We start from the raw sequence: 25,581 nt of genomic DNA, 5'->3' as shown, positions 1-25,581 counted from the left end.
GCCCCGGACCCCGCTCCTCAAGCGCCGGAGGGGCTGGGAACCCCGCTCCTCAAGCGCCGGAGGGGCTGGGAACCCCGCTCCTCAAGCGCCGGAGGGGGTCACCAGAGGGGCGAGGCTGTCGGGGTGCGGTCGGGGTCAGGTGCTGCGGGTTCTGGCCGCTGCTCCCGCGCAGACCATGCCCAGCAGTAGGGTCAAGCCGCCGACGATGATGTTGTTGATCACGATCCCGGCGTCCGGGCTGCTGCCCACCACCCAGCTCGACACGATGATCCACGCCCCCATGGCGCAGATCGCCCAGCTCAGGCCGTACATGCGCTCCGGCATCACGGTGAAGCCGAGAGCCAGTACCGCGATGGCGATGCCCATCACCAGGTTGTGCGTGACCAGGGCCGGCTGGCTGGCCGTGAAGTGGAGCACCCACGGGGAAACGGCGCAGTAGAGGCCGACGAGGAACACCGGCGCGTCCACCAGCGCCACATCGCGCCCACCCATCACCCGGTCGTACCGCGCACGCATTTCGGAGGCATCGGGGTGGCCCGATATGTCACTCCTCGCGTGTGAGACGTTGCTCATGAGATTTCGTCTCCTTCGTCGTGCGGGCCCCGCCGCCGTGCGGATGGATGAGGCAGGTGCCCTCATCCCCATAGTGCTCTTATCTGGCACTTATGTGTACTTTTCGGGCGATGTTGTTGGCGGGGATTCTCAGGTACTCCGAGGCCCTTCGGAGTCCAGACGGTCTGCCAGGGTGCGAAGGTCCGCCGTGGTCAGCCGGCGGTCCCCGTAGCCGGGCAGCGGTACGTGCAGGGGGTCGGTCCAGCGTGCGGGGATCGTTCCGATGCCGTAGACCGCTCCCGCCAGGCCACCCGTCACGGCTGCCACCGTGTCGGTGTCCCCGCCCACGTCGACGGCGGCCGCCAGGGACCGCTCGAAGGTGTCCGTCGTGCGCAGCGCCCAGAGCGCCGTGCCCAGGCAGGGCCACACCGCGCCGTTGAACTCGGTCGCCAGGCCCGGGTGCCAGCCGGGGGCCAGCACCGTTGCCCAGCGGGCCCGGTGGCCGGCGTGGACCTCGGCCAGCGCCGCGGGGAGGGCGGCGAGCGGGTCCTCGCCCGCCAGTGCCACCCGGACCAGTTCGTGGAAGACCGCGGTGCCCTCCCAGGCCGCCCGGTCGCCGTGGGTCAGCGCCGCGATCCGACGGGCCGCCTCCATCGTCGCCGGGCGGCCCGAATGCGCGAAGTACACCGCCGATGTGGTCGCCCGCATCAGGGAACCGTTGCCCGCGGCCCGCCCGTTGAGCTGGAAGTGCAGGGCCGCCGCCAGGTCCCACGGTTCGCCGTTGGTCAGCACGTCCTCGGTCTGGAGGCCGATGTCCTTCGGCCCGCCCGCGGCCCACCTCCGGAACCGGTCGAACACGTCCGGCAGGTCCAGGCCGCCCCGCTCCAGCAGCGACTCCCCGACCAGCACGGCCATCTGCGTGTCGTCCGTCGCCTCACCCGGGTCCCAGCCGCCGCCCCCGCACAGCGCCCCGACGCCGTCCGGGAAGCGGGCGGTGAACACGCCGGCGGGGCCGAACTCGAACGGGGCGCCGAGCGCGTCCCCGGCGGCGGACCCGACCACGGCTCCGGCCACGCGGTCGCCACGGCCCAGGGGCTCACGGTGTGTCATCCGGTCAGGCTAGGGCAGCGCCCGCGCACGACGAGGGGCGGGGAGCCGGCGGTGTACCGCGGCTCCCCGCCCCTCGTCGTGGGGTCGGTGGGGGTTACTTCGGGGGCATCAGGACCGAGTCGACGATGTAGACCGTCGCGTTGGCGGTCGGGACATTGCCGCAGACGACCTTCGAGGCGTCGTTCACGGTGTACTCGACGCCCGAGCCGGCCGTGGTCAGCTTGCTCTTCTCCAGCGTGTCGAAGGAGCCCTTCTCCAGCTGCTGCGGCGTCAGCTTCTCGCCCACCACGTGGTAGGTGAGGACCTTGGTGAGCTCGGCCTTGTTCGCCAGCAGCGCGTCCAGGTCGGCCTTCGGGATCTTGGCGAAGGCGTCGTTGGTCGGGGCGAACACCGTGATGTTCTCCGCGTTGTTGAGCGTGTCGACCAGGCCTGCCTGCTTCACGGCGGCCACCAGCGTCGACAGCTCCTCGTTGTTCGAGGCGGCCGTGGCGACCGGGTCCTTCGCCATGCCGTCGAACGAGCCCGCGCCTTCCTTCGGCACCGACGAACACGCCGGGCCGAACGGCTCGTCCATGGTCGCCGAGTCATCGGCCGAGGGGCTCGCCGGTGCGGACGAGCTGGGCGTCGAACCTGCCGCCGAGTCCTTGGAGGAGTCGTCCGACGAGCAGGCGGTCAGGGCCAGCGGCAGCACGGCCGCTGCGGACACGGCGACGGCTGCGCGGCGGAAGAGGAGCGTGTTCATGGCATTTCTCCTGGATCGAAGGTCTTGTGCGAGAGGGAAAGAAAAAGAGAAAGGGGGAGTGGGGCATGCGGCGGGCGGGACCGGCGGGGCAGAAGTGCCCCGTCCGTCCGCGCGTCGTGCCGGTCTGCTCTCACACAGGGGGTTCGACGCCGGTCGGCCGGCGGATTGGTCCCGGGCTCCTGTTCACCCGTTCGGAGTAGATCCACTGACCGACCAATCCATTCGGCCCCCAGCCACGAATGCAGTAGTGAGGGGCACTCCAGCAGCGCTCCGATCTGTGCGGAAGGACCGGAGGGAGCCGGAATGGCAGGGGAACGACGGCGGACGGCCGTGGTCGGATCCGGAGTGGCGGGACTGACCGCCGCCCACGTTCTCCGGGACGCCCACGAGGTGACGCTGTACGAGGCGGAGGACCGCGTCGGAGGCCACGCCCACACGCATGACCTGACCGCACGCGACGGCCGGGTGCACCGCGTCGACTCCGGGTTCATCGTGCACAACCGGCGGACCTACCCCCACCTGCTGCGGCTCTTCGACGAACTGGGCGTCGCCACCCAGGAGTCCGAGATGTCGATGTCCGTACGGTGCGAGGGATGCGGCCTCGAATACGCCGGGGCGCGCGGCCCGGCCGGGCTCTTCGCGCAGCCGCGCTCCGCCGTGCGCGGCCCCTATCTGCGGATGCTCGCCGAGGTGCCGCGCTTCCACCGTGCGGCCCGGGCCCTCCTGGAGCTGCCGGAGAGCGGGACGGACGGGACGAGCGGGATGACGCTGGGGGAGTTCGCCCGGCGCGGGCGCTTCTCGCCCTACTTCCACGCCCACTTCCTCACGCCCATGGTCTCCGCCGTCTGGTCCTGCGACCCGGTCACCGCGCTGCGCTATCCGGCCCGCTATCTCTTTCGCTTCCTCGCCCACCACGGCATGCTCACCATCGGTGACTCCCCGGTCTGGCGCACCGTCACGGGCGGGTCGCGCAGTTACGTCGACCTCCTCGTCAAGCAGCTCACCGCCGTGCGCACCTCGACCCCGGTACGCGCCATCACCCGGCACGCGGACGGCGTCGAGATCACCACCGAGGACGGCACGCGAACCCCGTACGACTCCGTCGTCATCGCCACCCACCCCGACCAGGCGCTGCGGCTGCTCGCCGATCCGACCGACGCCGAGCGCGGCACGCTGGGCGCGTTCCGGTACTCCCGCAACCCGACCCTGCTGCACACGGACACCGCGCTGCTGCCGCGCGCCCGGGGGGCCAGGGCCTCCTGGAACTACCTGATGCCCTCGTGCGCCGCCGACGCCGACCGCGTCACCGTCAGCTACGACATGAGCCGCCTCCAGCGGCTCGACGCGCCCGAGACCTTCGTGGTCACGCTGAACGGCTCCGACCGCGTCGACCCCGCCTCGGTGCGCGCCCGCATGGTCTACGAGCACCCCGTCTACACCCCGGAATCCGTCGCGGCCCAGGGCCGGCTGCACACACTGTCCGGTCCCGTCACCGCCTACGCGGGGGCGTACCACGGCTGGGGGTTCCACGAGGACGGCTGCCGTTCGGGGGTCGAGGCCGCGGCGGCCCTGGGGGTGAACTGGTGAGCGCCCTCTACCCGTGCAGCATCACGCATGTCCGGACCCGGCCCGGGAAGTACGCGTTCCGGCACCGGACGTACCTGTGGCTGATCGACCCCGACCGGCCGCCCCTGCTGCCGCGCGCCCTGCGTCCGCTGGCCCGGTTCGACCCCCGCGACCACTTCGGCGGCACCGCCCCCACCATCCGGGCCGGCCTGGAGCGCTTCCTGCGGGCCCGGGACGTCGAACTCGGCGACGGCACCGTCACCATGCTCACCCAGGCCCGGGTGTTCGGGTACGTCTTCAACCCGATCACCGTCTACTGGTGCCACCGTGCCGACGGCACTCCCCTCTGCGTCGTCGCCGAGGTCCACAACACCTACGGCGGACGGCACGGCTACCTCCTGAGCCCCGACGGGGACGACCGGGCCGTGACCGACAAGGAGTTCTACGTCTCGCCGTTCTTCCCCGTGGACGGCGGCTACCGGATGCGGCTGCCCGAACCCGGGACCCGGCTCGACCTGAGCATCCACCTGGAGCGTGACGGAGCCCGCCCGTTCACCGCGACCGTACGGGGAGGCCGCCGCCCGGCCACCCCCCGGGAGCTGGTGCGCCTCGCCCTGCGCCACCCCCTCTCCACCGTCCTCGTCTCCGCCGCGATCCGCCTGCACGGCATCCGGCTCTACCTGCGGGGGCTGCCCGTGCAGCCCCGTCCCCCGCACCGCCCACAGGAAGGCATGCAGTGACCGCGCCCACCTCTGCTCCGCCGGCAGAACACACCCCCGGGACCGACCCGGAACGCTGGCCCGACATCATCTCGCTGCCCCGGGCCTCCCGCGCCCGGACCGCCGTCGCCGAACGCATCGTCCGCCACGCGCTCGGCCGTCTCCCCCTGCGCGCCCGGCTCGCGGGCAGGGACGACATCGGCCTCGGCGGGCCCCTCATGGACATCCACGACCCCGACGCCTTCTTCCGGCGGATCGGCGCGAGCGGACTCATCGGCTTCGGCGAGTCCTACATGGCGGGGGAGTGGGACGCGCCCGACCTGGTCGGCGTGCTGACCGTGCTGGCCGACAACGCCGCCGACCTCGTCCCCCGGTCGCTGCAACGCCTGCGCGGCATCTGGGCGCTGCGCAGGCCCGCCGCGCAGTTGAACACCCCCGAAGGCTCCCTGGACAACATCAGCCACCACTACGACCTGTCCAACGAGCTGTTCGCCCTCTTCCTCGACGAGACGCTCTCGTACTCCTCCGCCGTCTTCCGCGGTTTCCCCGCCGAACACGACCTGCTGCCCGCCGCCCAGCACCGCAAGATCGACCGGCTGCTGGACGCCGCCGGGGTCACCGAGGGCACCCGCCTCCTGGAGATCGGCACCGGCTGGGGCGAACTCGCCGTCCGCGCGGCCGCCCGCGGCGCCCGGGTCGTCACCGTCACCCTCTCCGCCGAACAGCGCGAACTGGCCCGCGCCCGGATCCGCGAGGCCGGGTACGCCGACCGCGTCGAGGTGCGGCTGAGCGACTACCGCCACGTCACCGGCGACTACGACGCCATCGTCAGCGTCGAGATGGTCGAGGCGGTCGGCGAGGAGTTCTGGCCGGTCTACTTCGAGACCCTGGACCGGCTGCTCGCCCCCGGCGGCCGGATCGCCCTCCAGGCCATCACCATGCCGGACGACCGGCTGCGCGCCAGCCGCTCCACGTACACCTGGATCCAGAAGTACATCTTCCCCGGCGGACTCCTGCCCTCCACCGAAGCCGTGGAGCGGATCACCACCGGCCACACCCGCCTGCGCACCACGCAGCGCATCCGCTTCGGCGCGCACTACGCCGAGACGCTCCGGCTGTGGCGGGAGCGGTTCACCGAACGGGCGGCCGAGGTCGACGCCCTCGGCTTCGACGCCGTCTTCCGCCGGATGTGGACCTTCTACCTCGCCTACTCCGAAGCGGGCTTCCGCTCCGGCTATCTCGATGTGCAGCAGCTGCTTCTGACCCGCGAGGAGACCGCGTGACCACGACCGCACCCAAGCCCCCCGCCCGGCGCACCCCGACCGGGGCCGCCCAGCGCGTCGAACCGCTGATCGAGCGGTTCCTCGGGGGCCCGCCGCCGGTCCGGGTACGGATGTGGGACGGCAGCGAGACCGGGCCCAGGGACGCCCCCACGGTCCATGTGCGGACCCGCAGAGCGCTGCGCCGACTGCTGTGGGAGCCGGGCGAACTCGGCCTCGCCGAGGCCTACATCACCGGCGACATCGACCTCGACACCGACCTCGGCGACGGGCTGCGCGCCATGCGCCGCGCCGCGCGCGACCGCGGCCTCACCCCGCCCGCGCCCGCCCTCGCGGACCGGGTCAGGGCGGCGGGCCTCGCCCTGCGCCTCGGCGCGGTCGGCCCCCGGCCGCCGGTCCCCGCCGCCCGCGCCGGACTCCGCGGGACCCTGCACAGCAAGGCCCGCGACCGGGCGGCGATCAGCCATCACTACGACCTGTCCAACGCCTTCTACACGCTGCTCCTCGACGAGACGATGGCGTACTCCTGCGGCTACTGGACCAGCGACGCACCCGACTACGGCTCCGCCGACGCGCAGCGCGACAAGCTGGAGCTGATCTGCCGCAAGCTCGGACTGCGGCCCGGCGCACGGCTGCTGGACATCGGCTGCGGCTGGGGTTCGCTGACCCTGTACGCGGCCGAGCGCCACGGCGTCCGCGTCACCGCCGTCACCCTCGCCGCCGAACAGGCCGCGTACGTACGGGAGCAGGTCAGCGCACGTGGTCTCGACGATCTCGTCGAGGTGCTGAACATCGACTACCGGGACATCGCGGGGCGGCCGGAGACCCGGGGCGCGTACGACGCCGTGTCCACCATCGAGATGGGCGAGCACGTCGGGGACGCCGAGTACCCGGCGTTCACCGCGATCCTGCACGACGCGCTGCGGCCGAAGGGCAGGGTCCTGGTCCAGCAGATGTCCCGGGGGACGACCGCGCCGGGCGGCGGCGCGTTCATCGAGTCGTACATCGCCCCCGACATGCACATGCGGCCGCTCGGCGAGACCGTCGCCCTGCTGGAGGGCGCCGGTCTCGAGGTGCGTGACGTCGAATCGCTGCGCGAGCACTACGTGTGGACGGTGGAGGCCTGGCGGCGCACCCTGGAGGAGCGCTGGACGGAGTTCGTCGCGCTGGTGGGGGAGGAGACCGCGCGGGTGTGGCGGCTCTACCTCGTCGGCGGGGCGCTCGCGTTCGAGGAACGCCGGATGGGCGTCGACCAGATCCTCTCCGTACGGCCCGACCCGGTCGGCTCCGCGGCGATGCCGGCCACCCGGCGCGACTGGTACGGGTCGGCCGTCCCGGAGGAGAGCCCGTGAGCGGCTTCGTCTGGTCCGCGTTCGCGAGCGGGCTCGCGGGCGCGGCCCTCGCCGCGCTCGGCGTCATGCTCGTCACCTTCGCCGTCGCCCTGAAGAAGGGCATGCACCGGATCGTCGACGTCGCCTGGGGCATCGGGTTCGCCGCCGTCGCCCTGGTCTCCTACGGCCTGTCGGCGGGCGACGGCGACGACGGCCGCCGGCTCCTGGTCACCGCGCTGACCGTGATCTGGGGGCTGCGCCTCGCCCTCCACATCGGACGGCGCGGCCGGGGCCACGGGGAGGACCCGCGCTACGCGAAGATGCTGGCCAAGGCCCCCGGCAACCCGAACCTCTACGCCCTGCGCAAGGTGTATCTCCTCCAGGGGGCGCTGGTCTGGCTGGTCTCGCTCCCGGTGCAGGCCGCGCAGTACCTCACCGCGCCGCTCGCGTGGTGGGCCTGGGCGGGGGCGGTCCTGTGGGCGGTCGGCCTCGCCTTCGAGGCGATCGGCGACGCGCAGCTCGCCCGGTTCAAGGCCGACCCCGCCAACAAGGGGAAGATCATGGACCGGGGGCTGTGGTCCTGGACCCGCCATCCGAACTACTTCGGCGACTTCTGCGTCTGGTGGGGACTCTTCCTCTTCGTCTGCCAGGCCCCCGCCGCCGCTGCCGCCACCGTCGTCGCCCCGCTGGTGATGACCTTCCTGCTGACCAAGGGCAGCGGCGCGGCCCTGCTGGAGCGTCATATGGCCGACCGGCCCGGATTCGACGCGTACGTGGCGCGGACGAGCGGCTTCTTCCCCCGGCCGCCGCGCCGGGTCTGACAGCCGAAGAGGCCCGTCCCGCGTCTCCGCGGGACGGGCCTCTTTCGCGCCGCGACCGTCGTCCGGTCAGTCCAGGCCCCGGGCTCGTTCGAAGCGGGCCCGGGCCTCGGCCAGGTCCACCACCGGGTCCGGGTAGTCCAGGCTCGCCCGGTCCAGGCCCTGAAGCTTCCAGGGCTCGTGGATCGCGGCCCCCTCCAGCTCCGCCAGTTCCGGCACCCAACGCCGTACGTAGGCACCGCGGGGGTCGAAGCGCTTGCCCTGGATCACCGGGTTGAGCACCCGGTTGGGCCGGGTGTCCGTGCCGGTGCCCGCCACCCACTGCCAGTTGAGCTGGTTGTTCGCCACGTCGCCGTCGACCAGCAGGTCCAGGAAGTGCCGGGCGCCCACCCGCCAGTCCACGTACAGGGTCTTGGTGAGGAAGCTCGCGGCCAGCATCCGGCCCCGGTTGTGCATCCAGCCCTCGTGCGCGAGCTGTCGCATCGCCGCGTCCACCAGCGGATAGCCCGTACGCCCGGACTTCCAGGCGTCGATCTCGTCCTCGTCGGAGCGCCAGCGGTCGTGGCGTGGCCGGTAGTCGGACCAGGAGGCGTCCGGCCGGTCCGCGAGGACCTGGTGGTGGAAGTCGCGCCAGGCCAGTTGCCGCACGAACGCCTCGCCGCCGGACCCGCCCTTCTCCCGGGCGCGGTGGACCAGTTCGGCGGCGGAGACCGTACCGAAGTGGAGATGCGGGGAGAGCCGGGACGTCGCGTCGCCGGCCAGGTCGTCGTGGCCGTCCTCGTAGTCGGCCATCGGCCCGTGCAGCCAGGTCGTCACCAGCTTGCGGCCCGCTTCCTCGCCGCCCCGGGCGAGGCCGGGGGAGAGGTTCTTGACGGTGTCCCGGTCCGGGAGCGGATCGCTCGCCACGCCGTCCGGCACCCGCACCGTGCGGGGAGCGGTCAGTGTGCCCCGTACTCCCTCCGCCTCCCAACGACGGAAGTACGGGGTGAACACCGCGAAGTGGTCCTTGCCGCCCGTCGGGACCACCCGGCCCGGAGCGAGCGCGGTGACCACCGCGTCATGGATGCGCAGCTCACGGCCGGTGCCCGCCAGGGCCTCCCGGATCCGTTGCTCGCGCCGGGCCGCGTACCGGCTGACCCCGGCGGCGACGTGCACGGAGGCCGCCCCGGTCTCCTCGGCCACCCGCCTCACCGCGGCGGCCACCTCGCCCCGGCGGACGACCAGCCGGCCGCCCCGGTGGCGGAGTCCGGCGTCCAGGGCGGCCAGGCAGTCGGCGAGGAAGGCCAGCCGGTTGGGCGCGTCGAACCCGGCGCGGTGGACGGCCTCGTCCCGGACGAACAACGGGACGACCTCGTCCGCGTCCCGCAGGGCGGCACACAGCACCGGATTGTCGTGCAGACGCAGATCGGAGGTGAACAGCACCACCGCGACACTCATGGAACGGGCGCTCCTTGCATGGTTCGTGGATGAGGGGTCAGGCGGTCGGGAAGTCCATCAGCGCCACCGGCGACGAGGTCGGTTCGTCGGAACCTCCGGCGGGTTCGACCGTGATGCCCATCCCGGACGCCCGGTCCACCGGCCCGTCCAGCAGGACCGCGTCGTCGCTCGCCTTCGGATTCATCAGACCGGCCGAGCGCATCGTGCCCTCGTCGTTGAACCAGAGCTGGTAGACCTTGCCGCTCGGCGGCCGGCCCATCCCCGAGGCCAGGAACACCGCACGGTTCTGGCTCTGCGAGACGACGACGGCGCCGTGCGCGCCACCGGTCAGCTCACTCGACGTGGTCTTCGCGTCCGGGGCCGAGAGCACCTGGGCCAGCTGTTCGTTCTGCCGCTGCGCCTGGTTCGCCTCCTGTCGCGCGTCCTGCGCCACCTGGTTCTGCCAGACAGCGACCCCGCCGAACGCGGCGGCCGCGGCGACACAGGCGGCGAGCGCGAAGGCGTACCACCGGCCGGCGCCTCCGCCCCCGCCGGTCCGTGCCCGCCTGCCGGGCGCCGGAGCCTCCTGGCGTACGGTCGTGATCTCCCGCAGTACCCGGTCGCGCAGCTCGCGCGGCGGGGTCTCGGCGACGGCGAGGCCGAGCCGGGCGGCGGTGGCCGACAGCTCCCGCACCTCCTGGGTGCAGGCCTCGCAGTCCTCCAGGTGCCGCTCGAACGCCTGCCGTTCGGAATCCGGCAGTGCGTGCAGGGCATAGGCACCGGTCAGCGTGTGCAGTTCGGCCGTGCTCATGCGCTCACCCCCAGGCAGTCGCGCAGGCGGATAAGGCCGTCGCGGAGTCGTGTCTTGATGGTGCCCAGCGGCACGGCGAGCAGCTCGGAGACCTCACGGTAGGTCAGGCCCCGGTAGTAGGCCAGGGTCACCGACTCCCGTTGCAGCTCGGACAGAGTGCGCATACAGCGCCGTACCTGTTCTCTTTCCAACCGGGTCTCGACCTGTTCGGACACCTCGTCGAAGGCGGGCGTCCGGTCCAGCAGCGCCGCCTTGTGCTCCCGGGCGGAGGCGGCCTCGGCCGAGCGGACCCGGTCGACGGCCCGGTGGTGGGCCAGGGTCAGCACCCAGTTCATCGCGCTGCCCCGGGAGGCCCGGAAACGGGGCGCGGTGCGCCACACCTCCACCAGCACCTCCTGCGCCACCTCCTCCGACTGGGCCGGATCGCGGAGCACGCTGCGCACCAGGCCGAGGACGGGCCCGCTCACCGCGTCGTACACCGCGGCGAACGCGTCCTGGTCGCCCCGCGCGACCCGCACCAGGAGCTCCTGGAGATCGGGGCCGGGCGCGGGCACCCCACTGATGTGTACGGCTTCCTTCACGCGGGTTTCCTCCCGGGACGATCGTCGCTTCCGGGAGTGATTCGGAGCCGGCGACCGTACGGATTGGTCTGAGGCCCGCGATCTTTCCAGACCGGGCCCCGGGTGGACGCGACTCAGGCGGTGAGCGTTTCGCGCCGTCGCAGGCGTACCGCGCGGACGGCGAGGAAGATCACCAGCCCGAACGGCGACAGCAGGATCGTCAGGACCAGCAGCGGACCCATCAGCAGCGGTGACAGTCCCAGCCTCCGGCTCTGGAGGTACATCCACTGCCCGAGGAGCAGGTCCCAGGCGATCACCTGCGCCCACATGGCCCCAGCGCCGCCGGCCAGCGCCGTCAGATCCCGGAACGTGTCGATGTCCGGATCGCTCACCGCCGTCCAGAGCTCCGGGAACACCGGGACGGCCATGACGACGTAGACGACGAGCACCGGGAGCACGGTCAGCGGCGAGGCGGCGACGCGGGCGGTGCCGGACCAGGTGGGGGCGAAGATCATCAGCAGCCAGAACGGGGCGGCCAGATAGAACGTGATCTCGAACAGTGCGCCGGTCATGCCACGGGCTCCTTGTCGTCGGCGGTGCGGGAGGACGGGCGGAGGGGGGCGGCCGTGCGCAGCGCGCTCCACGTTCCGCACGCCACCGCCGCGAGGACGGCACCGGCGGCGGCCAGCGTGGCCCCGTCCGGGTGGATCAGCGGCTGCCCCCGGAGCGCCTGCCAGGTGATGAGCGCGACGATCGCCGCGTAGCCGCCCACGGCGACCCGCACGAGACGCAGGCGCACTCCGGCGTCGCGCAGCGGGGCGAAGCGGGGCGCGAGGAACAGCAGGGCGATCAGGAGGAGCGGCAGGAGTTGGAGGGCGTGCATGCCCACGAAGTGCGGGGCCCGCAGGTCGCCGCCGGTCGTCGACCAGCCGGTCAGCGGCATGGACGGGCCGCCGTCCGGTACGCCCACGGAGTGCGCGCCGATGGTGTCGGCGGTGTCGAGGTTCCCCGCCGCCCGCTGGCCCTTGCTCGGCCCTGTCATCAGGAAGCCGAGGGCCGCGCCGGCCAGGGAGACCAGCAGACCGCCCCGGACGGTCAGGGCCGTCGCCCGGTCGGCGATGCGGCTGCGCAGCAGCAGGACGGCGATCACCAGGGTGGCCGCCCACAGGACGGCGACGGTCTGCCCCATCGCGGTCCACAGTGCCGCGTCGAAGGGGGTCGCGGTATTGAAGTGGCTGCGCCGGCCCCGGAGGACCTGCACGGTGATGAGCACCATCTCGGTGCAGCCCGTCAGCACGACGACGTGCCCCGCCCACCGGCCGGTCCGCTGCCCCCGGGTGAGCCGGGTCAGCATCCAGGCCAGGGTCGTGCAGTACGCGACGAAGGACACGGCGAACTTGAACGGCTTCGCCCAGATCGGCATGCCGACCAGGACCCGGTCGTCGACCACGAGGCCCACGGCGGAGACGAGGGCCATGACGGCCATCGCGGCGGAGAAGACGACTAATGGGCGATGCCAGGAACGCCATGACGGCATGAGAGACCCCCTGTGATGATGTGACTAGTATGGATAGCCGTGCTGTCTGCTATCCGATAGAGGGACTATCTATGATGAGGGCGGTTTCTGGCAAGAGTGAAGGGGCGAAGACGCGGTGCGCATCGGTGAATTGAGTCGCAGGTCCGGGGTCCCGGTTCCGACGATCAAGTACTACCTACGGGAAGGGCTGCTGCCCTCAGGGGAGTTGACCAGCCCGAACCAGGCCCGCTACGGCCCCGGGCATGAGCGCCGGCTGCGCCTGATCCGGGCTCTGCTGGATGTCGGCGGCCTCTCGCTCGCCAGCATCGGCGAGGTCCTGGAGGTCATGGACGACCCCGAACAGCCGGTGCACAAGGTGCTCGGCATCGCAGCGGACGGTGTCATCCCGGCAGGAGGGGAAGAGGCGGGGCCGGACCTGGAGGAGGCGCGGGAGGAGGTGGCCGAGCTGGTGTTGCGGCGGGGCTGGAACGTCGACGAGCGGGGCCCCGCCGCCGAATCACTGGCAGGGGTGCTGGCCGCGCTGCGCAGGGCCGGGCACAGCGGATACATCGGCCTGCTGGACGTCTACGCGGATGCCGCCGAGCCGGTCGCCCGCGCCGACCTCGACTACGTACAGCGGCGGGTGGCCCGCGAGGACCTGGTCGAGAGCGTCGTCGTGGGCACCGTCCTCGGCGAGGCGATGTTCGGCGCGCTGCGGAGGCTGGCGCACATCGATGTGTCCTTCCGGCGCTTCGAGTCCCCGCAGAACCTCTCGGGGCCGGTCGATCCGGAGGGCTCCCACGCCACGGAAGAGGGCGCCGGCGGGCAGCGGGGCGCCGGGGCCCGTGCCGGTGCCGGCGCCGGCGGTACGGAGCCGGCCCCCGCGGGCTGACCCGGTGCGGGGTCCGGTGCGCGGCCCGGCGGGTGTGCGCGGCGGCCCGGCGCGGGGGCCGCGACCGGGTCCCGTCCGCCGCGCCCCCGACGCGCGGACCCCGCCGGCCGCGGGTGCGGCGGACGGGGTCCGGTGGCCTGTTCGGCGGTGCGGCCCCGGGCGTGCCCGGCAGGTGACCCAGGGGATGGCCGATGGCGGGGCGGGTGCTACGGAGCGGTCGTGCCGCTCTCCTGCTCGCGCTCCACCTGCTCGTTCCACTCGCGCTTGACGGCACGCCAGGCGTCGTCGTTCTGGCCGAGACGCCAGTAACCCGAGATCGAGAGCCGCGCCAGCGGGATCTGCCGCTCCACGCGCAGATACCGGCGGATCTCCTTCACGAAGCCCGCCTCCCCGTGAACGAAGGCCTGGATCTCGCCCTCCGGGAAGTCCAGCCCCTTCACGGCGGCGGTCAGCAGCTCGCCGACGGGCCGGTCGCCGCGGTGCAGCCAGGTCACGGCCACCCCGTCGGGCGTCACGATCTTCTGCTCTTCGGAGGCGTCCGACACCTCCACGAAGGCGTGCACCAGCGCACCCGACGGCATCTGCTCCAGCGCCGCCGCGATCGCCGGCAGCGCGCTCTCGTCGCCGACCAGCAGGTGCCAGTCCGCCGACGCCTCGGGGCCGTAGCCGCCGCCGGGGCCGAGGAAGGTCACCTGCTCGCCCACCCGGGCCCGCTGCGCCCACGGCCCCGCGAGCCCCGCGTCGCCGTGCACGACGAAGTCGACGGCCATCTCCCGGGCGACCGGGTCCCACGAGCGCACCGTGTACGTCCGGGTGGTGGGCCACAGCTCGCGCGGGTACCGCTCGCGGATCGCGGCCATGTCGAACGGGTGTGCGTAGTCCGCGCCCTCGGGCGCGAAGCACAGCTTGATGTAGTGGTCGGTGAAGCCGGAGAGGGCGAAGTCCGCGAGCCCTTCGCCGCCGAGGACCACCCTGACCATGTGCGGGGTGATCTGCTCGGTGCGCACGACCTGCGCCCCCTGAGCCGTGGGTCCCTGCCGGGCCGGCCGCTCTGCCACGAGGTACTCCCTGGTTCGAAAACGTGAGCTTAGGTATGCCTAAGTTAACACCTCAGTGCTGAAGGGTGGTCAGGAGTCGCTGAAGCGCTCCGCCCAGCCCCCACTGCTCCGCCAGCGCCTCCAGGGCGGCCGGGTCGCGCGGCTCGCGGGGCAGCGCCGGGTCGAAGTCGGGCAGCGGGACATCCCCGGCCACCCGGACCACCTTCGGCGCGACGGCCACATAGGCGCGCGACTCGTCCAGCCGCTTGCGCTGCGAGGGCGTCAGCTTCGCCTTCGGGTCGTCCACCGCCGCCATGATCCCGTCGAGATCGCCGTACGCGTCCAGCAGCTTCGCCGCCGTCTTCTCGCCGATGCCGGGGACGCCGGGGAGCCCGTCGCTCGGGTCGCCGCGGAGCAGCGCGAGGTCGACGTAGCCCGCGCCGTCCACGCCGTACTTCTCCCGGAGCCACGCCTCGTCGGTCATCTGGAGGGTGCCGACGCCCTTGAGCGGGTAGAGCACGCGCACCTGACGGGCGTCGTCGACCAGCTGATACAGATCGCGGTCGCCGGTGACGATGTCCACCGGCCCGGTCGCGCGCCCCGTGAGGGTGCCGATGACGTCGTCCGCCTCGTACGGCGTGACGCCGACCCGGGCGATCCCGAGCGCCGCCAGCACGTCCTCGATGATCGGGACCTGCGGGGACAGCGTGTCGGGGATCTCCTCCTCGTCCGTCTCTCCGGCGGGCGTCTCCTCGGCGACCCGGTGCGCCTTGTACGTCGGGATCAGGTCGACCCGCCACTGCGGGCGCCAGTCGTTGTCCCAGCAGGCGACCAGATCGTCCGGCCGGTGGTCCTGCACCAGGCGGCCGATGAAGTCGAGGAGTCCGCGCACGGCGTTCACCGGTGTACCGTCCGGCGCGCGCACCGAATCGGGCACGCCGAAGTAGGCGCGGAAGTAGAGGGAGGCGGTGTCGAGGAGCATCAGGCGTCGCGTCACAGACCCGATGATGCCCCACCGCGCCCACAGTCGCTCCGGGTAACCGCTTACTGTCGCTCCGTCGCAGGTCAGTGACCTGGATCACTGTTGTGTTTGGGCTGTGTAAGTGAGGGCAGGCGCGCCATCGGAGCGAACCACGTCGCATTTTCAACTAGTGCATGTGCCACGCGGACAGAACCCGCACCGCTCCACGGTCTGCCGGAGGGGGTGGCAGACCGTTTTCGGTTCAACGCGTGAGGTGTATGTGTCCAGGCTGCAAGCCGAGCACTTGTACAAAGTCTTCGGCAGACGACCCGATGAAGCCGTGCGGAAGCTCGAAAGCGGCTCCGACCGCGACGAGTTGCGCGCCGAGGGAACGACCGCAGCGGTGATCGACGCCTCGTTCACCGTGGAGCCGGGGCAGATCTTCGTCGTCATGGGGTTGTCCGGCTCGGGCAAGTCCACCCTGCTGCGGATGCTCAACGGTCTGCTCGACCCCACCGCGGGCCGGGTGCTCTTCGACGGCCAGGACCTGACCGCCCTGAGCCCCCGCGACCTGCGGCACGTCCGCTCCACCAAGATCAGCATGGTGTTCCAGCACTTCGCGCTCTTCCCCCACCGGAGCGTCCTGGAGAACGCCGCGTACGGCCTGGAGGTCCAGGGCGTGGCGCGCGAGGAGCGCGAGGTGCGCGCCACCGAGGCGCTGCGGATGACCGGCCTCGAAGGCTGGGAGAAGTCCTGGCCCGACGAGCTGTCCGGCGGTATGCAGCAGCGCGTGGGCCTCGCCCGCGCGCTCGCCACCGACGCCGACCTGCTGCTCATGGACGAGTCCTTCAGCGCGCTCGACCCGCTGATCCGCCGTGACATGCAGGACCAGCTGCTGGAGCTCCAGAAGCGCCTGAAGAAGACCATCGTCTTCATCACCCACGACCTCAACGAGGCCATGCGCCTGGGCGACCGGATCGCCGTCATGCGCGACGGGGAGATCGTCCAGCTCGGCACCGCCGAGGACATCCTCGTCACCCCGGCCAACGACTACGTCGCCTCCTTCACCCAGGACGTCGACCGCTCCCGGGTGCTCACCGCGGGCGCGATCATGGCCGAGGCGCACACCGTGATGGGCACCAGGGCGGCGGACGGCACGGAACTGCGCACCCCGCAGGACGTGCTGGCCGCGGCCCCCGCCACGGTCCCGGAGTCCACGCCGATCATCGACCTGTTCACGCCCTGCTCGCAGAGCTCGAACCCGGTCGCCGTGACCGACGCCAAGGGCAAGCTCGTCGGCGTCGTCCCCAGCTCCCGGCTGCTCGCCGTCCTCGGTGAGCCGATGACCCCGGCCGAGGCCCCCCGCGACACCGAACCCGCGGCAGCGGACGGCGTGAAGAAGGTGGCCAGTGTTTAGGCTCCCCCTCGGCGAATGGGTCGACTCCGCGGTCGACTGGCTGCAGACCCACCTCGCCTGGCTCTTCGACGCCATCAGCTCCGTCGTCAGCGGCATGTTCGACGGCATAGCCGCCGTCCTGTCCGCCCCCGCACCGCTGCTCTTCGCGGGCATCGTCGCCGTCATCGCCTGGTGGCTGCGCGGCCTGCCCGCGGCACTGCTCACCTTCGTCGGGTTCGCCCTCATCGACTCCGTCGAACTGTGGGCCGAAGCGATGGACACCCTCACCCTGGTGCTCGTCGCGACCCTGGTCACCCTGGTCATCGCCGTGCCGCTGGGCATCTGGGCCTCCCGGTCCAAGACGGTCAGCGCGATCACCCGGCCGGTCCTGGACTTCATGCAGACCATGCCCGCCATGGTCTACCTGATCCCCGGCGTCATCTTCTTCGGCGTCGGCGTGGTCCCCGGCATCATCGCCACGATCATCTTCGCGCTGCCCCCGGGCGTCCGGATGACCGAACTCGGCATCCGCCAGGTCGACGGCGAACTCGTCGAGGCGGCCGAGGCCTTCGGCACCACCTCGCGCAACACCCTGCTGCGCGTCCAGCTGCCGCTCGCCCTGCCCACGATCATGGCCGGAATCAACCAGGTCATCATGCTCGGCCTGTCCATGGTCGTCATCGCGGGCATGGTCGGCGGCGGCGGCCTCGGCGGCTCCGTCTACCGCGCCATCGGCAACGTCGACGTCGGCCTCGGTTTCGAGGCGGGCATCTCCATCGTCATCCTCGCCATGTACCTGGACCGGATGACCGGCGCGCTGGGCACCGAGGTCTCCCCGCTGGGCCGCCGCGCGGTCGCCAAGGCCCAGGCCATGGCCGAGGGCTGGAAGATCTGGACCTACCGTCCGCAGCCCCGCATCGCGGCCGTCGGCATCGTCGTCCTCGCGCTCGTCGCGGGCAGTATGAGCGTCTTCGGCGGCTCCAAGGACGACACCGCGGGCAAGGCCCCGCAGATCGGCGACGGCAAGAAGGTCAGCATCGGCTACATCCCGTGGGACGAGGGCATCGCCTCCACGTTCCTCTGGAAGGAGATGCTGGAGCAGCGCGGCTTCGAGGTCGACGTCAAGCAGTACGAGGCCGGCGCGCTGTACACCGGTATGGCCAACGGGCAGATCGACTTCCAGACCGACTCGTGGCTGCCGGTCACCCACGCCAGCTACTGGGCGAAGTACAAGGACCGCCTGGAGGACCTCGGCGCGTGGTTCGCCCCGACCTCGCTGGAGCTCGCCGTCCCCGCGTACATGAAGGACGTCCAGACGATGGACGACCTGAAGGGCCGGGCGTCCGAGTTCAAGGGCCGCATCGTCGGCATCGAGCCGAGCGCCGGCGAGATGGGCCTGCTCAAGGACAAGCTGCTGCCGGGCTACGGCCTGGACAAGGAGTACAAGCTCATCGACGGCTCCACGCCGTCCATGCTGGCCGAGCTGAAGCGCGCGTACGCCAAGAAGGAGCCGATCGTGGTTCCGCTCTGGTCGCCGCACTGGGCGTACAACGAGTACGACCTCACCAAGCTGAAGGACCCCAAGGGTCTCTGGGGCAAGGGCGACGGCGTCCACACCCTGGCGCGCAAGGGCTTCTCCGCCGAGAACCCCGTGGTCAGCAAGTGGCTCAAGGACTTCAAGATGAGCGAGAAGCAGCTCACCAGCCTTGAGGCCGAGATCCAGAAGTCCGGTTCCGGCAAGGAACAGGAAGCCGTCCGCACCTGGCTGAAGGACAACCCGGGCGTCGCCGACAAGTGGTCCCCGGTCCCGGAGGACGCCAAGGCCGACGGTGGCAAGGACGAGCGTGACCGTGCCGTCGAGGTCGCCTGGTTCCCCTGGGAGGAGGACATCGCCGCCACGTACCTGTGGAAGGCGGTCCTGGAGGAGCGCGGCTACAAGATCAACCTCAAGCAGTTCGAGGTCGGCCCGATGTACGCCGCGATGTCACGCGGCCAGATCGACGTGCAGTTCGACGGCTGGCTGCCGTACACCCAGAAGAATTACTGGGACAAGTACGGCGACAAGCTGACCGACATCGGCTCCTGGTACGGGCCGACCTCCATCGAGGTCGCCGTCCCCGACTACGTCAAGGACGTCAAGACCCTCGACGACCTCAAGGGCAAGGGCTCCGACTTCAAGGGCCGGATCGTCGGCATCGAGCCCGGCACCGCCACCATGGAGAACCTCAAGAAGAACGTCCTGCCGGGTTACGGCCTGGACGAGGAGTACGAGGTCCTCGACTCCTCCACGCCCGGCATGCTGGCCGAGCTGAAGCGCGCGTACGCCAAGAAGGAGCCCATCGCCGTCCTGCTGTGGACCCCGCACTGGGCGTACAACGAGTACGGCATGACCAAGCTGGAGGACCCGAAGAAGGCGTTCGGTGAGGGCGACCGGCTGCACACCATCGCCTCCAAGGAGTTCCCGAAGCAGTACCCGCAGCTGACGAAGTGGTTCAAGGACTTCAAGCTCACCGAGAAGCAGCTCGGCGGCCTGGAGAACGAGATCCAGAAGCGCGGCGTGGGCCACGAGGAGGAAGCCGTGAAGGCCTGGATGGACGACAACCCGGGCATGGCGGACACCATGGCGCCCCAGTAGGGGCCCACGGGCACGAAAGCAGCAGGTCGTCAGGGGTGGCCCCCGCCTTCGGGCGGGGCCGCCCCTTCCGGCTGCCCGGGGAGCGTTTACCGGACGTCGTGCGCAACCATGTGCGTAAGGTGCTGGCAACCGGGAGGATGGCGGAGGCGGGAGGGAGCCGGGACATGGACGACAAGGACACACCGCGGGTGGGCGCCGCCGTCCGCCGACGGCGCAGAACCCTGGGACTCACGCTGGCCGCGGTCGCCTCGCGCAGCGGCCTCTCCGTGCCCTTCCTCAGCCAGATCGAGAACGAGCGCGCCCGCCCCAGCGCCCGTTCCCTCGACCGGGTCGCCGAAGCGCTGGAGACCACCACCGGGCGGCTGCGGGCCGCCGCCGACTCCGCGCGCGCCGTGGACGTCGTCCGGGCCGAGGAGGGCGAAGGCGTACGCCGCCTGGTGCGCGGCCGACATCAGCTCAACGCCCTGGAGTTCACCGGCGAACCGGACCTCGGCCGCGAGTTCCAGCACCGCAACGACGAACTGATGTACGTCGTCGAGGGCGCCGTCGACGTCGAGGCCGAAGGCCAGGTCCACCGCCTGGAACGCGGCGACACCCTGTTCCTCTCCGGCGGGGTCCGCCACCGCTGGCGCGCCACCGTCCCCGGCACCCGGCTCCTGGTCGTCGCGGTGGCCGAACACATCGACGCCACGTTCGACTCGCGCCGCTGACCCCGTAAGCCGTCCGTACGGTGCCGAGCCCGTACGGGCGCACGCGTACGGGGCGAATGAGCACGGGGGCGAGTGATCCCGCCCCTCCACCCGCGAAAGGCCCGTCCGTGCGCGTCGTCTCCCTGGTCCCCTCGCTCACCGAGGCCGTCGCCCACACCGCACCCGGACTGCTCGTCGGGGTCACCGACTGGTGCACGCACCCCGCGGATCTCCCCGCCGCCCGCGTCGGCGGCACGAAGAACCCGGACGTGGCCGCGATCGCCGCCCTCGCCCCCGACCTGGTGATCGCCAACGAGGAGGAGAACCGGGCCCCCGACCTCGACGCGCTCGGGGCCGCCGGGCTCGACGTCCTGGTCACCGAGGTCCGCACCCTGGATCAGGCGCTCGCCGAACTGCACCGCGTCCTCGTCGACGGCTGCGGGCTCGCCCGGCCCCGCTGGCTGGACGAGGCGGAGGCCGCCTGGGCCGCCCTGCCCGCGCCCTGCGGAAGCCCGCGCCCCGCCGTCGTACCGATCTGGCGGAGGCCCTGGATGGTCCTCGGCCACGACACCTTCGCCGGGGACCTCCTCGCCCGCCTCGGCATCCGCAACGTGTACGCCGGCCATGCCGAGCGCTACCCGCGCATCCCGCTCGACGAGCTGAACGCCGCCGGGGCCGAGCTGGTCGTGCTGCCCGACGAGCCCTACCGCTTCACCGCGGACGACGGGCCCGAGGCCTTCCCCGCCCTGCCCGCCGCACTCGTCGACGGACGGCTGCTCACGTGGTACGGGCCGTCGCTGGCCGAGGCGGCACGGGCGCTGCCGTCAGCGCTCCGCTGAGCACCCCGAGCGCCGTCCGCGTCCCGGCCGCCGCCCAGGCCGCCACCAGGAGGACGTACAGCGCCACCGCCGGCCAGGTCAGCGCATCGAGCCCGGTGTGCCGCGCCAGACCCGCCGCGCCCGTCACACACGTACCGACGGGGAAGGTGAACGCCCACCACGTCATCGCGAAGCCCATGCCGTTCCGGGCGGCCCGCACCACCATCGCGGTCGCCAGGGCCAGCCACAGCAGCGCGAACCCCATCACCGGCACCCCGTACAGCACGGCGAACGCGCCGAACGCGGAGGCGTAGGGGGCCCCGACCGCCCCCGGGGCGGCGTCGGCCAGCTGATTGACGGCGGTCGTCGACTGCCCGAGCGGGCCCAGCACCAGAAAGAGCGTCGGAGTAAGCGCGAGCGGCAGCGGACCGTGGTGGACCAGCCGGGAGAAGACCAGCGGCAGCACCACCAGCGTGGCCAGCAGCGACAGGCCGAACATCGCGTAGCAGGCCAGCAGCAACGCCTCGCGCCCCTGTCCGGCGGCGACGTGGGGCACCAGCAGCGCGCCCTGCGAGGCCGACACCATCGGGGCGACCAGCGGCAGCAGCCACACCGGCGACGCGGTCCCGGGCGCGGGACGGTGGCGTACGACCATCAGATACGGCACCACCACAGCGGCCACCAGGCCGATCGCCGTACCCGCCACGAACAGCACCACGTCCACCGCGAGCGCCGCCCGGGCGCCCACCACGTCCTGGCCCACCGTCAGCGTGGCCCCGCCGACGGCCAGCAGCGCCATCGCCAGACAGCCGTAGAACGGGGCGACGGCCGGGTCCAGCAGATGGGCCCGCGCCTGGTCACGGTGGCAGAGCCAGTGCCCGGCACGGGCGGCGAGGACGGCCGACAGCAGCACGGCCGACAGCGCCCACACCACGGTGCACGCGGCCCGCAGCCCGGGAACGTCCCCCGGAAGCATCGCGCCGGCGCTCGCGACGATCGCGGTCCCCATGACGCTCGCGTACCAGTTGGGGCCGATGTACCGCAGGAACGGCAGCCGCCTCCCGTCGCCGGGCGCCTCCGCCGGGCGGGCCGGAAGCGTGGCGGGGTGCGGCGGAGCGGCGGTCCGGGTCACCGGAAAGATGGTCATGCCACGATTCTTCGCGGCCGGGTCCCCGCCCACCAGGGACCCCGTTCCTATGAGGTCATAAGCTGGCTTTATGACCGGCGACGACGCACACGCACCCCACGTTTCCCTCTCCCACCGGGTTCCCGACCTCGGGGCGCTGGAACTGCTGCTCGCCGTCGCCCGGCGCGGCAGCCTCGGGCGGGCCGCCCGGGACGTCGGCATCACCCAGCCCGCCGCCTCCAGCCGTGTCCGGTCCATGGAGCGCCAGCTCGGCGTCGCCCTGCTGGACCGCTCCCCGCGAGGCTCCCGGCTCACCGACGCGGGCGCGCTGGTCACCGACTGGGCGCGCCGGGTCGTCGAGGCGGCGGAGGCCTTCGACGCGGGAGCCCAGGCGCTGCGCGACCGGCGCGACTCCCGGCTGCGGGTCGCCGCCAGCATGACGATCGCCGAGTACCTGCTGCCGGGCTGGCTGATCGCCCTGCGCGGCGAGCGGCCGGACACCGCGGTCTCGCTCCTCGTCGGCAACTCCGCTGCCGTCGCCCGCCGCCTGGTCACCGGCGAGGCCGACCTCGGCTTCGTCGAGGGCCTGTCGATACCGGAGGGTCTCGACGGCACCGTCATCGCCCACGACCGCCTCGTCGTCGTGGTCGCCCCCAGCCACCCCTGGGCCCGCCGCCGCACCCCGCTGCTGCCCGGCGAACTCGCCGTCACCCCGCTGATCCTGCGCGAACACGGCTCCGGGACCCGCCAGGTCCTGGACGCGGCGCTCGCCGTGCACGGCGGACTGGCCCAGCCCCTGCTGGAGCTCTCCTCGACCACGGCGGTCAAGGGCGCGGCGGAGAGCGGCGCGGGCCCCTGCGTGCTGAGCGAACTGGCCCTCGGCGAGGAGCTGTCGTCCCGCCGCCTCGTCAAGGTCCCCATCGCGGGCGTACGGCTGCGACGCCAGCTGCGCGCGGTCTGGCCCGGGGGCCACCGCCCCACCGGACCCGCCCGCGATCTGCTGTCCCTGACCGGCCGCGACGCCTGACCCCGCGAACCCCGGCCGCCGTGTCGGAGCCGGACCCTAGAGTGGGGGCATGAGTTACGCGACGCCGCCCGGCTGGTACCCGGACACGGGCGCACCCGGCCTTGAGCGCTGGTGGGACGGCACGGCCTGGACCGTGCACACCCGCAGGCCCGACGCTGCCCACGCCGCACCGGAACAGCCGCCCGCACCCGCGGCGTTCGGCCCGCCGTCGCTTCCGCTCCCGCACCAGCGCGGCCCCCGGCACGAGGCCGGCAGCGGCAGCCGGACGAAGGTCCTGGCGATCACGCTCTCCGGGGTGCTGGTCCTGGGCGCGGCCGTCGCCGGGGCCGTGCTGCTCGGCCGCGACGAGGGCGGCACGCCCGCCGCTCCGACGACGACCGCCTCGCCCCCGGCCCCCGTCACCGCCCCCACGGCCACCGCCTCCTCCGCCGAGCCCGACCCGGACGAGGACCCCGCCGTCCTCGTCGACCAGCTCAACGGGGTCACCCTGCCGGTCCCCAAGGGCTGGGAGAAGCCGGAGAGCACCTCCGACGACGCCCCCACCATCCGCACCGAGCAGTCCTACGACTGCCCCGGAGGAGCGGCGTTCTGCTACCACGGCACGGTCACGACCCGCACCGCCCGGGGCGGCGAGACCGATGTCCGAACCCTGGCCGAGGCCGACATCGTCACCGCGGCCGACAAGGCCTACGAGGAGGACGACCTCGGCCGGCGCACCCACGGCGGCATCACGTCCCACAAGGTGCTCAAGACGCAGGAGCTGACCGTCGCCGGCCGCACCGGCCATCTGGTGCGCTGGCAGGTCACCACCGGCGAGGGGCCCGGTGGGTACGTGCAGTCCGTGGTCTTTCCCTCCTCGGTGGGCGCCGGGACACCGGTGATCGTCCGGTTCGCCTTCGACGCCGAGGCACCCGGCCTGCCGCTGTCCCTGATGGACACGATCACCCGGGGCATCCGCCCGCTCGGCGACAGCGCGACGAGCGGTGGAGTGGGTGCGTCCGTCGGCCCCTGAAGCCCGGATCGGCCGAGGGCCTTTCGTCTGGAGCAGGTCGGATCAGGTGCGCGTGCCGGACCCGGCGAGCCCGACGGGATCCAAACGGAAGGCCCTGGGTCACCCGCGGGCCCCGGGTCAGAGGAAGGTCTGCCCCTCGCCCCGGTACGTCGGAACGCTCGCCGTGACCCGGTCGCCCTCGATCAGGTGCAGCGCGTCGAAACGCTCGCACAGCTCCCCGGCCTTGGCGTGCCGGAACCACACCTTGTCGCCGATCAGGAGGTCGTCGGCGGGGGAGCCCAGCAGCGGCGTCTGCACCTCGCCCGCGCCCTCCTGCGCGTCGTAGCGCAGCCCCTCCGGCAGATACGGCACCGGCGAGCGGTCGGCGCCGGCCGCGCCGGAGGCCGGATAGCCGCCCCCGAGCACCGTCACCACGCCCACGCCCGGCCGGCGCACCACGGGCTGCGCGAACAGGGCCGCCGGCCGGCCGGTGAACGAGGTGTAGTTGTCGAACAGCCGGGGCACGTACAGCCCCGAACCGGCCGCGATCTCCGTCACCGCGGCCTCGGCCGCCGTGTGCTGCACACTGCCGGTCCCGCCGCCGTTGACGAACTCCAGCTCCGGTGCGACCGCCCGGACCGCCCGCACCACCTCGGCCCGGCGCACCGCCAGCTCCCTGCGGGCGGCCGACTGCATCAGCCGGATCGCCCGGGACCGCAGCGGCCGACCCGCCAGCGCGTCGCCGACCCCGGCGACATGCCCCTCGTACGCCATCAGCCCCACCAGCCGGAAGCCCGGCCTGCGGGCCACCGAGCGGGCCAGTTCGGCGAGTTGCGCGGGGGAGCGCAGGGGAGAGCGCAGCGCCCCGATCCTGACCCGGCCGCCCAGCATCCGCAGCGAGGTGTCCAGCTCCAGGCAGACCCGGATCTCCTCCCGGCCACCCGCCCGGGAGGCATCGATCAGCTCCAGCTGGGCGTGGTCGTCGACCATCACGGTCACGGCCCCGGCGAGCTTGGGATCGGCCGCCAGCTCCGCGAACGCGGACCGGTCGGCCGACGGGTAGGCCAGCAGGACGTCGTCGAACCCGGCCCGCGCCAGCCACAGCGACTCCGCCAGCGTGTACGACATGATCCCGGCGAACCCGGGTCGCGCGAGCACCCGCTCCAGCAGGGCCCGGCACCGCACCGACTTGCTCGCCACCCGGACCGGCTTCCCGGCCGCCCGACGCACCAGATCGTCGGCGTTGGCGTCGAACGCCTCAAGATCGACGATCGCGATCGGGGCGTCGAGATGGGCGGTGGCCCGGTTGTAGCGGGTCCGGTCAGCGGCGCGGGCAGTCATGGCCGCAGCTTGCCAGAGAGCCGCTACGGCTGGGTAGGGGGACGATCAGGACAGATCGTCCGCCGACCGGGGCGTCCCGTTCCCCGCCGCCCGCCCGCAGCCCGTAGAGTGACGTGCACGCGAGCACCAACGGGCCTGTCAGCGGCGGTGATCCGTGGTCGGTACGAGGACGTGTATGCGGGGGGCCGGATGAGTACCGAAGCGCAGCGCACCCCTGTGCCGCCCCTGTCTCTTATAAAAATCTGAC

The 25,581-nt window shown here is 72.4% G+C and carries 24 protein-coding genes; 12 read left to right on the top strand and 12 right to left on the bottom strand.

Annotated elements, in window-relative coordinates; translation table 11 throughout:
• Positions 1-135 precede the first annotated feature (135 nt).
• The 3 genes from HET64_RS17940 to HET64_RS17930 form a co-directional block, all read right to left on the bottom strand.
• Positions 136-573 carry an SPW repeat protein gene (locus HET64_RS17940; protein ID WP_215106783.1) on the bottom strand — a complete coding sequence of 146 codons (438 nt, stop codon included), beginning with the start codon at positions 571-573 and terminating at the stop codon, positions 136-138.
• A 129-nt stretch (positions 574-702) separates the two neighbouring features.
• Positions 703-1,662, bottom strand: coding sequence for an ADP-ribosylglycohydrolase family protein (locus HET64_RS17935; RefSeq protein ID WP_215106781.1), 960 nt, complete (start codon positions 1,660-1,662; stop codon positions 703-705).
• Positions 1,663-1,756: 94 nt separating this feature from the next.
• Positions 1,757-2,404 carry a fasciclin domain-containing protein gene (locus tag HET64_RS17930; protein ID WP_215106779.1) on the bottom strand — a complete coding sequence of 216 codons (648 nt, stop codon included), beginning with the start codon at positions 2,402-2,404 and terminating at the stop codon, positions 1,757-1,759.
• Between the two features lie 303 nt (positions 2,405-2,707).
• Between HET64_RS17930 and HET64_RS17925 the strand changes: the two genes are divergently transcribed.
• Genes HET64_RS17925 through HET64_RS17905 form a run of 5 tightly spaced genes read left to right on the top strand, consistent with a single transcriptional unit; the run spans position 2,708 to position 8,121 of the window.
• Positions 2,708-3,991 carry an NAD(P)/FAD-dependent oxidoreductase gene (locus HET64_RS17925; RefSeq protein WP_215106777.1) on the top strand — a complete coding sequence of 428 codons (1,284 nt, stop codon included), beginning with the start codon at positions 2,708-2,710 and terminating at the stop codon, positions 3,989-3,991.
• Positions 3,988-4,710: a DUF1365 domain-containing protein gene (locus tag HET64_RS17920; RefSeq protein WP_215106775.1), complete on the top strand. Its 723-nt coding sequence runs from the start codon at positions 3,988-3,990 to the stop codon at positions 4,708-4,710. Before HET64_RS17925 ends, HET64_RS17920 begins: the two co-directional genes overlap by 4 nt.
• A complete protein-coding gene (locus HET64_RS17915) occupies positions 4,707-5,972 on the top strand; it encodes a cyclopropane-fatty-acyl-phospholipid synthase family protein (RefSeq protein WP_215106772.1) in 1,266 nt (421 codons plus the stop codon). The genes HET64_RS17920 and HET64_RS17915 overlap by 4 nt, the downstream gene beginning before the upstream one ends.
• On the top strand, positions 5,969-7,321 hold the full coding sequence (locus tag HET64_RS17910) for a cyclopropane-fatty-acyl-phospholipid synthase family protein (RefSeq protein ID WP_215106770.1): 1,353 nt from the start codon (positions 5,969-5,971) through the stop codon (positions 7,319-7,321). The genes HET64_RS17915 and HET64_RS17910 overlap by 4 nt, the downstream gene beginning before the upstream one ends.
• A complete protein-coding gene (locus HET64_RS17905; RefSeq protein WP_215106768.1) occupies positions 7,318-8,121 on the top strand; it encodes a DUF1295 domain-containing protein in 804 nt (267 codons plus the stop codon). The genes HET64_RS17910 and HET64_RS17905 overlap by 4 nt, the downstream gene beginning before the upstream one ends.
• Positions 8,122-8,187: 66 nt before the next feature.
• Here HET64_RS17905 and HET64_RS17900 read toward each other — a convergent pair whose 3' ends face one another.
• The 5 genes from HET64_RS17900 to HET64_RS17880 form a co-directional block, all read right to left on the bottom strand.
• The gene (locus HET64_RS17900; RefSeq protein ID WP_215106766.1) at positions 8,188-9,555 is read right to left on the bottom strand and encodes a deoxyribodipyrimidine photo-lyase; all 1,368 of its coding nucleotides are present in this window, start codon (positions 9,553-9,555) and stop codon (positions 8,188-8,190) included.
• 37 nt (positions 9,556-9,592) lie between these two features.
• On the bottom strand, positions 9,593-10,345 hold the full coding sequence (locus tag HET64_RS17895; RefSeq protein WP_215106764.1) for an anti-sigma factor domain-containing protein: 753 nt from the start codon (positions 10,343-10,345) through the stop codon (positions 9,593-9,595).
• Positions 10,342-10,926, bottom strand: coding sequence for a sigma-70 family RNA polymerase sigma factor (locus HET64_RS17890; RefSeq protein ID WP_215106762.1), 585 nt, complete (start codon positions 10,924-10,926; stop codon positions 10,342-10,344). The genes HET64_RS17895 and HET64_RS17890 overlap by 4 nt, the downstream gene beginning before the upstream one ends.
• A gap of 113 nt (positions 10,927-11,039) precedes the next feature.
• Positions 11,040-11,477, bottom strand: coding sequence for an ABA4-like family protein (locus HET64_RS17885; RefSeq protein WP_215106760.1), 438 nt, complete (start codon positions 11,475-11,477; stop codon positions 11,040-11,042).
• Positions 11,474-12,391, bottom strand: a complete 918-nt coding sequence (locus tag HET64_RS17880) for a hypothetical protein (RefSeq protein ID WP_251145478.1) — start codon at positions 12,389-12,391, stop codon at positions 11,474-11,476. Before HET64_RS17880 ends, HET64_RS17885 begins: the two co-directional genes overlap by 4 nt.
• A 166-nt stretch (positions 12,392-12,557) precedes the next feature.
• Between HET64_RS17880 and HET64_RS17875 the strand changes: the two genes are divergently transcribed.
• Entirely contained in the window at positions 12,558-13,313 is a 756-nt protein-coding gene (locus HET64_RS17875; protein ID WP_215106756.1) for a MerR family transcriptional regulator, read from the top strand.
• Positions 13,314-13,519: 206 nt separating this feature from the next.
• On the opposite strand, the gene HET64_RS17870 is transcribed toward HET64_RS17875, so the two are convergent.
• Positions 13,520-14,371, bottom strand: a complete 852-nt coding sequence (locus HET64_RS17870; RefSeq protein ID WP_215106754.1) for a siderophore-interacting protein — start codon at positions 14,369-14,371, stop codon at positions 13,520-13,522.
• A 52-nt stretch (positions 14,372-14,423) separates the two neighbouring features.
• A complete protein-coding gene (locus HET64_RS17865; RefSeq protein ID WP_215106785.1) occupies positions 14,424-15,332 on the bottom strand; it encodes a 5'-3' exonuclease in 909 nt (302 codons plus the stop codon).
• Positions 15,333-15,591: 259 nt separating this feature from the next.
• Between HET64_RS17865 and HET64_RS17860 the strand changes: the two genes are divergently transcribed.
• The 4 genes from HET64_RS17860 to HET64_RS17845 all read left to right on the top strand — a co-directional run bounded on the left by HET64_RS17860 (position 15,592) and on the right by HET64_RS17845 (position 20,870).
• Positions 15,592-16,728: a glycine betaine/L-proline ABC transporter ATP-binding protein gene (locus tag HET64_RS17860; protein WP_215106752.1), complete on the top strand. Its 1,137-nt coding sequence runs from the start codon at positions 15,592-15,594 to the stop codon at positions 16,726-16,728.
• Positions 16,721-19,342 carry an ABC transporter permease/substrate binding protein gene (locus HET64_RS17855; RefSeq protein WP_215106750.1) on the top strand — a complete coding sequence of 874 codons (2,622 nt, stop codon included), beginning with the start codon at positions 16,721-16,723 and terminating at the stop codon, positions 19,340-19,342. Before HET64_RS17860 ends, HET64_RS17855 begins: the two co-directional genes overlap by 8 nt.
• 164 nt (positions 19,343-19,506) lie before the next feature.
• Positions 19,507-20,052 (top strand): helix-turn-helix domain-containing protein, encoded by a 546-nt coding sequence (locus HET64_RS17850; RefSeq protein WP_215106748.1) that lies wholly within the window; start codon positions 19,507-19,509, stop codon positions 20,050-20,052.
• Between the two features lie 107 nt (positions 20,053-20,159).
• The gene (locus HET64_RS17845; protein WP_215106746.1) at positions 20,160-20,870 is read left to right on the top strand and encodes a helical backbone metal receptor; all 711 of its coding nucleotides are present in this window, start codon (positions 20,160-20,162) and stop codon (positions 20,868-20,870) included.
• On the opposite strand, the gene HET64_RS17840 is transcribed toward HET64_RS17845, so the two are convergent.
• On the bottom strand, positions 20,809-21,996 hold the full coding sequence (locus tag HET64_RS17840; protein ID WP_215106745.1) for a TDT family transporter: 1,188 nt from the start codon (positions 21,994-21,996) through the stop codon (positions 20,809-20,811). The genes HET64_RS17845 and HET64_RS17840 overlap by 62 nt on opposite strands.
• Before the next feature lie 70 nt (positions 21,997-22,066).
• Here HET64_RS17840 and HET64_RS17835 point away from each other — a divergent pair, with 70 nt between their 5' ends.
• A complete protein-coding gene (locus HET64_RS17835) occupies positions 22,067-23,002 on the top strand; it encodes a LysR family transcriptional regulator (RefSeq protein WP_215106743.1) in 936 nt (311 codons plus the stop codon).
• Between the two features lie 49 nt (positions 23,003-23,051).
• Entirely contained in the window at positions 23,052-24,014 is a 963-nt protein-coding gene (locus HET64_RS17830; RefSeq protein ID WP_215106741.1) for a DUF2510 domain-containing protein, read from the top strand.
• 117 nt (positions 24,015-24,131) lie between these two features.
• Here the strand turns inward: HET64_RS17830 and HET64_RS17825 are convergent, their stop codons facing one another.
• Complete coding sequence (locus tag HET64_RS17825) at positions 24,132-25,334, bottom strand: amino acid deaminase/aldolase (protein ID WP_215106739.1); 1,203 nt, start codon at positions 25,332-25,334, stop codon at positions 24,132-24,134.
• Positions 25,335-25,581: the final 247 nt, after the last annotated feature.

The organism is Streptomyces sp. McG3, from assembly GCF_018619185.1.
Lineage (GTDB): Bacteria > Actinomycetota > Actinomycetes > Streptomycetales > Streptomycetaceae > Streptomyces.
This window is presented reverse-complemented; position numbering and strand designations above follow the sequence as displayed.

Excerpts from the sequence above, each read along its gene's own strand:
- HET64_RS17940 (WP_215106783.1), bottom strand. The coding sequence starts at position 573 with ATGAGCAACGTCTCACACGCGAGGAGTGACATATCGGGCCACCCCGAT.
- HET64_RS17935 (WP_215106781.1), bottom strand. The coding sequence starts at position 1,662 with ATGACACACCGTGAGCCCCTGGGCCGTGGCGACCGCGTGGCCGGAGCC.
- HET64_RS17930 (WP_215106779.1), bottom strand. The coding sequence starts at position 2,404 with ATGAACACGCTCCTCTTCCGCCGCGCAGCCGTCGCCGTGTCCGCAGCG.
- HET64_RS17925 (WP_215106777.1), top strand. The coding sequence starts at position 2,708 with ATGGCAGGGGAACGACGGCGGACGGCCGTGGTCGGATCCGGAGTGGCG.
- HET64_RS17900 (WP_215106766.1), bottom strand. The coding sequence starts at position 9,555 with ATGAGTGTCGCGGTGGTGCTGTTCACCTCCGATCTGCGTCTGCACGAC.
- HET64_RS17895 (WP_215106764.1), bottom strand. The coding sequence starts at position 10,345 with ATGAGCACGGCCGAACTGCACACGCTGACCGGTGCCTATGCCCTGCAC.
- HET64_RS17885 (WP_215106760.1), bottom strand. The coding sequence starts at position 11,477 with ATGACCGGCGCACTGTTCGAGATCACGTTCTATCTGGCCGCCCCGTTC.
- HET64_RS17880 (WP_251145478.1), bottom strand. The coding sequence starts at position 12,391 with ATGGCCGTCATGGCCCTCGTCTCCGCCGTGGGCCTCGTGGTCGACGAC.
- HET64_RS17865 (WP_215106785.1), bottom strand. The coding sequence starts at position 15,332 with ATGCTCCTCGACACCGCCTCCCTCTACTTCCGCGCCTACTTCGGCGTG.
- HET64_RS17850 (WP_215106748.1), top strand. The coding sequence starts at position 19,507 with ATGGACGACAAGGACACACCGCGGGTGGGCGCCGCCGTCCGCCGACGG.
- HET64_RS17840 (WP_215106745.1), bottom strand. The coding sequence starts at position 21,996 with ATGACCATCTTTCCGGTGACCCGGACCGCCGCTCCGCCGCACCCCGCC.
- HET64_RS17835 (WP_215106743.1), top strand. The coding sequence starts at position 22,067 with ATGACCGGCGACGACGCACACGCACCCCACGTTTCCCTCTCCCACCGG.
- HET64_RS17830 (WP_215106741.1), top strand. The coding sequence starts at position 23,052 with ATGAGTTACGCGACGCCGCCCGGCTGGTACCCGGACACGGGCGCACCC.
- HET64_RS17825 (WP_215106739.1), bottom strand. The coding sequence starts at position 25,334 with ATGACTGCCCGCGCCGCTGACCGGACCCGCTACAACCGGGCCACCGCC.